The sequence below is a fragment of the Candidatus Electronema sp. TJ genome, assembly GCF_048287355.1.
In the GTDB taxonomy this organism is placed as follows: Bacteria; Desulfobacterota; Desulfobulbia; order Desulfobulbales; family Desulfobulbaceae; genus Electronema.
Window position 1 is genome coordinate 1 of the sequence record NZ_JBLWEP010000151.1, and the last position, 5368, is coordinate 5368.

The following is a 5368-nucleotide window of genomic DNA, read 5'->3' on the forward strand; positions in this document are numbered from 1 at the left end:
CCTGCTTGAACGCGGAAAATCCAAGATGGCCGCTCTCGGCACCCCGATGCGCAAGCTCGTTCATCTTTGCTTCGGTGTCCTCAAAACACGCAATCCTTATCAAGAAAATTATGCCCCCTCGTCTTTGGCGGAAGGCAAAAGCACTTGACAGGCAAGACGGTATCTACGAGACAGATAATCTGATGCAGGGCAAGGGAATCATTTTATGATGCTCCAGCTATCACACCTTCTCCGGCGCAGACTTGCCGAGAATGCCCGCAGGCCGGAAAATGAGGATCAGCACCAGCAGGGAGAAGGCGAAGACATCCTCGTAGTCGCTGGAGACATAGCCTGTGGCAAAGGCTTCGGTCAGGCCGAGGATGAAGCTGCCCAGCACCGCGCCGGGAATCGAGCCGATGCCGCCGAGCACGGCGGCGGTGAAGGCCTTGATGCCCGCGAGAAAACCGATGGAGATGTTGATCTGGCCGACATGGGAGGCGATGAGCAGACCGCCCAGCGCGGCCAGCGCGGAGCCGATGACAAAGGTCGCCGAGATGACCCGGTTGATGTTGATGCCGAGCAGCAGGGCCATGGTCTGGTCTTGGGCTGTGGCCCGCATCGCCTTGCCCAAGCGGGTGAATTTGATCAGCCAGGTCAGCGCGGCCATGGCTGCGGCGGTGATGGCCAAAATCACCAGATCGGTCGGGCCGGTGACAGCGGCAAGGCTCTCTGGCAGCTCAAAGGCGGGGATCAGCTCCGGGAAGGGCAGAAAGTCTGGGGTCTGGGCCAGCAGGACATAATTCTGCAAAAAAATGGACATGCCAATGGCCGAGATCAGCGGCGAGAGCCGGGGCGCATTCCGCAGCGGCTTGTAGGCCAGCCGCTCCACGGTGAAACCGTAGGCTCCGGCCCAGACCGCAGCCGCCAGCACGGCAAGCGCAAAGACCGACGCTGCCGGAAAACCGTACATGCCGAGCACTGTGGCTGCTATGTAGGCGGTGAAGGCTCCGATCATGTAAATCTCGCCGTGGGCGAAATTGATCAGGCCGATGATGCCGTACACCATTGTGTAGCCCAAGGCGATCAGAGCGTAGATCGCGCCCCGCGTCAGGCCGCTGAAGAAGAGTTCGATCAAGTAAGCGGTGTCCATGTCTGTCGCCATCACTTCCTCTTGAAAATTGCCCGCCAGCCTGTGACCTGCTGCATCACGGGCCGATAAATCTTGCTCACCGCTCCGGCCTGCTCAGTCACATAAAACGCGCCCGGATCGATGTCCTGCACCAGCCGGAGCAGCGGCTTCAAATCCCGGCGGCGGCAGACGATGTACAGCTCGTCTACCGGGCCGTCCTTGCCCTCGCCGTGGAACACAGTGACAGAAAAGCCGTTCACCCGGATGCAGCTGGTCAGCTCCTTGCTGCGCTCCCTGCTGATGACCCGGAGGATGATATGCCCCAGAGCCAGCCAGTGCTCCAGTTCTATGCCAACCATGTTGCCGGCTGCGAAACCGAAGGCGTAGAAGATGCCGAGCACCGGATTGTCCTGTATCCTGTGGATGACTGCCGAGATGACAATCAGCCAGAGTATCACCTCGAAGAAACCGAGCCAGAAGGCCATCCATTTGCGGCCTTGCACGATGCTGATGGTGCGCAGGGTGCCGAGCGAGACATCAACAATCCGGGAGCAGAAAATCAGCAGGCCGGCACCGATGGTCATCAGGCTCAAATCAAAAGGCGGCATAAGAAGAGACCTCTTGCAGAAATTGCCGACGAGCGGCGCGACACTTCTGTCTATGCGGACACAGCACCTCCGCTTGCAGCAGCCTGCTGTTTACAGCGCATATCCCCCAAAGTCAACAGAGAAAACCCCTCGAAGCAGCCCGCCGCCCATGCGCACATCAGGGCCAAGCTTCCGCTCCATGCCAGCATGGAGAAAATCTCGATGCCAGCATGAAGGAAAAGTCAATGCCAGCATGGAGAGGCACTCCATGCTACGTTGGAAGAAATCTCGATGCTAGCATGGAGTGAATTTCCAACCAAGCATGGCGTGATCCTCCAAGCTGGGTTGGAGGATGTCTCCAAGCTCGTTGGAGCATGCCTCCATGCCAGCATAGGGGATCCCTCCATGCTTGGTTGGACTTGAGCGCATCTTCCCCTCACTCCACCCTCCGACACAGCTCCTCCGACTGCTTCCTCTGCGCGTCCAGCCGTTTTTCTGACACGGGAAGAGCCGTGCCGATTTCCGGGGCGAAGACCGAGACCTTGAACTCTTCCACCATGCGCCGGAACAGGGCCAGCTCCTCGCGGCAGGCTTGGCAGCGCGGGCCGCTGTTCTCCTGCGTCAGCCGCCGCAGCTGCTCGATAAACGGCTGCACCCGCTTGGCTTTTTCGGCATCTTTCAGCGGGCCATGCTCGGCCCGCTCAATGCGCTTGGCCAAGGCAAGCAGCCAGCGTTTGCGCTCGGTCAGCTCCGCCAAGGGCAGCGCGGCGAGGAAATCCTGCGGCATCAGGCCCTCAAGCAGCTGCTGATATTCAGCAAAGCGGACATGCCCGCCGCCAAGATTGCCGCTGCGCTGGCGGCTCTGCGTCAGCACGGTCTGCACCTGCCGCCGCACTGCGAGCAAGTCCACAATCTGGTTAAGCAAGGCACGCCCCTGCCGCAGCAGGCCCTGCTCTTTCAGGGCAGCGACCGTGGCGGCAAACTGTGTTTTGCTCGGCAGGCCATCTAAATTGTCCAACTGAAATAAACGGTCAAGGACAGCAGCGCGCAGCAGCTCGTTGGCCGCCGCCGCACCGCCCTTCAAGCCCAGCGAAATCCAAGCTGCTGTCTGCCCGGCCACTGCCGCCTTGCACTCCCTGCTTATCGCGGGGATATCGCCCGGAAATTGCAGTCCGAAGAGGAAGCGCAGCCCGGCGCGGTTGAGCTGCCGTGCCTGCTCCGGGTCAGGGATGTAGCGGAGCGCGACGCTCTGCGGCTGGCCGTTCTTTTCCTCAAGAAAAAGCGCAGGATGGTGCAGCCCGGTCATGCGTTTTTGCGCATCGTGAACCGGAAGAGGCTGCGGCGGGACATCAAACTCCCAGCTTGTCAGGCCCCTGCTTGCGGGCAGATTCGCGCCGCTGCTGGCAGGCGGGCCGCCTTTTGCAGGGCTGGTTTTCGGCAAGGCGCAATGCTGCGCCAGCTCTTGGAAACTGCGCGTGCAGAGCACAGGCTGGCCCTGCTCGTCGCACAAGCGGAAGCGCATCCGCAGATGTTGCGGCAAAGCGTCCAACTGCCAATCGGCCCGTGTCACGGTCATCTGAAAGCGGCGCAGGATGGCCTGCTCCAAGGCGGGATAGAGCGAGCCATGCCCGACGCTGAGGCTGTCCAAGATGGCATCCGCCGCATCGGGCAGCGGCACAAGCTGGCGGCGCAGACGCTTGGGCAGACTGCGCAGCAAGGCCAAGACCTTCTCCGGCAGCAGGCCCGGCACCAGCCATTCAAACAGCGCGGGCGAGAGGGCCGCGCAGCAGGACGCGGGGATGTCCACGGTCACGCCGTCGTCCTCCTGCCCAGGCTGGAAGGCGTAGTGCAGCTTCAGGCTGCCCTGTGGCGTTTGCAGGGTCTCAGGAAAGCGGTAGAGTGCCTCGCTGTCCGGCTGGTTGCGGCAGACATCCTCCTCGCGCATCCGCAGAAAAGCGTCCGCCTCCTCGCCCGGCTGCCGCTGCTTGGCCTTGTCGCGGAGAAAGCGGTTGAGGGTGAAGCGGTCATAAACCAGGCCAAGCCGCTGCTCGTAGAAGTCATATTGGGCCTGCTCGTCAACAAGCATTCCGCGCCGACGCAGCCGCTCCTCCAGCTCCTCCAGCCGCCGCAGCAGGTCGAGATTGTGCTGCAAAAAGGGATACGTCCCCTCCAGCTCGCCAGCAACCAGCGCGTCGCGGATGAAGATCGTCCGCGCCTCCTCAGCCGCCTGCTGGCTGATGCGCCCGTAGTTCACTTTGCGGTCGGCAGCAATGATCAGGCCGAAGAGCGAGACCTTTTCGAGGGCGACCACCTGCCCGGCCTTCTTCTCCCAGTGCGGGTCAGAGTACGACCGCTTGCACAGATCACCGCCAAGTCGTTCCAGCCAGCTCACGTCTATGGTCGCGGCCATGCGGGCAAAGAGCTGCGAAGTCTGGACAAAGTCCGTCGCCACCAGCCATTGGCCGCCCTTGTTGTACAGGGTGGAGCCGGGGAAAATCACCGCCTCGCGGTTGCCGCTGATGAGGTAGGTGTTCTTCTCCTTCTTGGTGGCAATGTTGCGGAGGAAACCGGCAGTGACCGCCTGATGCACCGCTTCCGGCGAAGCAGGCGCAGCTCCGTCCCCGCTCATCCGCATCAAGGCTGGGGCGAACTCCTCATGCTGGCTGATAATGCGCAGGATTTGCTCATGGATGTCGAACCACTCCCGCATTCGCTGCCAGGAACAGAAGTTGGTTGTGCAGAAGCGGCGAAGTTCACCAGAGGTAGGGGCAAAAGATTTTTTGCCCCTACATTGATCCCACAAATTCACCAGCGTCAGCAGATCAGACCCCGGCGCGGCGAACTGCAAATGCGCCTGCCGCGCCTTCTCCTTCTTCTCCGCCGGGACGATGCGCGGGTCTTGGATGGCCAAGGCCGCAGCGATGATGCTCACTTCCCGCAGCGAACCCAGGTCCGCGCTTTCAATGATCATCCGGGAAATGCGCGGATCCAGCGGCAGCCGCGCCATGATCTTGCCGCGCTCGCTCAGGCGGTGTTCAGGACTGAGTGCGCCCAATTCCCGCAGCGTCCTGTATCCGTCGCTGATAGACTGCGCTGCGGGCGGATCAAGGAAAGGGAACTGGCTGGGCGGCGGCAGGTGCAGCGCGGTCATCTGCAAGATGACTTCCGCTAAGTTGGAGCGCAGCAGCTCCGGCAGGGTGAACTCTGGCCGCGAAAGGTAGTCCTCCTCGCTGTAGAGGCGGATGCAGCGGCCCGGCCCGATGCGCCCGCAGCGGCCTTTGCGCTGGTCGCAGCTCGCCCGCGAGACACGCGCCACTGGCAGGCTGGTGGTGCCGGAGCGCGGGCTGTAGCGGGAGATGCGGGCCAGGCCGGTGTCTATCACCGTCTCAATGCCCGGCACTGTGATGGAGGTCTCGGCCACGTTGGTGGCGACAATAATCTTGCGCTGCTGCGCGGGCAGGAAGATGCGCCGCTGCTCGCCGCCTTGCAGACGGCCAAAGAGTGGCAATACCAGTGCTTGGCCCTCAAGCTGCTTCTTCAGCGCATCCGTGGTCTCAAGGATGTCGCGCTCGGTGGGCATGAAAACGAGGATGTCGCCGCCCGGCCTGCTCATCACCCGCCGCACCTGCTCGATGACCAGCCCGCTCAGGTCTTTGTCCGCCTCGTCCTCCTC

The 5368-nt window shown here is 62.0% G+C and carries 3 protein-coding genes; all 3 read right to left on the bottom strand.

Features of this window, described 5'->3' with window-relative positions:
* Window positions 1-220: 220 nt before the first annotated feature.
* Entirely contained in the window at window positions 221-1141 is a 921-nt protein-coding gene (locus ACNKID_RS10120) for a branched-chain amino acid ABC transporter permease (protein ID WP_417913310.1), read from the bottom strand.
* Window positions 1141-1716: a DUF2179 domain-containing protein gene (locus tag ACNKID_RS10125; protein ID WP_417913311.1), complete on the bottom strand. Its 576-nt coding sequence runs from the start codon at window positions 1714-1716 to the stop codon at window positions 1141-1143. Before ACNKID_RS10125 ends, ACNKID_RS10120 begins: the two co-directional genes overlap by 1 nt.
* Before the next feature lie 415 nt (window positions 1717-2131).
* Window positions 2132-5368 (bottom strand): ATP-dependent RNA helicase HrpA (gene hrpA, locus ACNKID_RS10130; RefSeq protein WP_417913312.1); only part of this gene is annotated, 3237 nt, incomplete at its 5' end.

Excerpts from the sequence above, each read along its gene's own strand:
- ACNKID_RS10125 (WP_417913311.1), bottom strand. The coding sequence starts at position 1,716 with ATGCCGCCTTTTGATTTGAGCCTGATGACCATCGGTGCCGGCCTGCTG.
- ACNKID_RS10120 (WP_417913310.1), bottom strand. The coding sequence starts at position 1,141 with ATGGCGACAGACATGGACACCGCTTACTTGATCGAACTCTTCTTCAGC.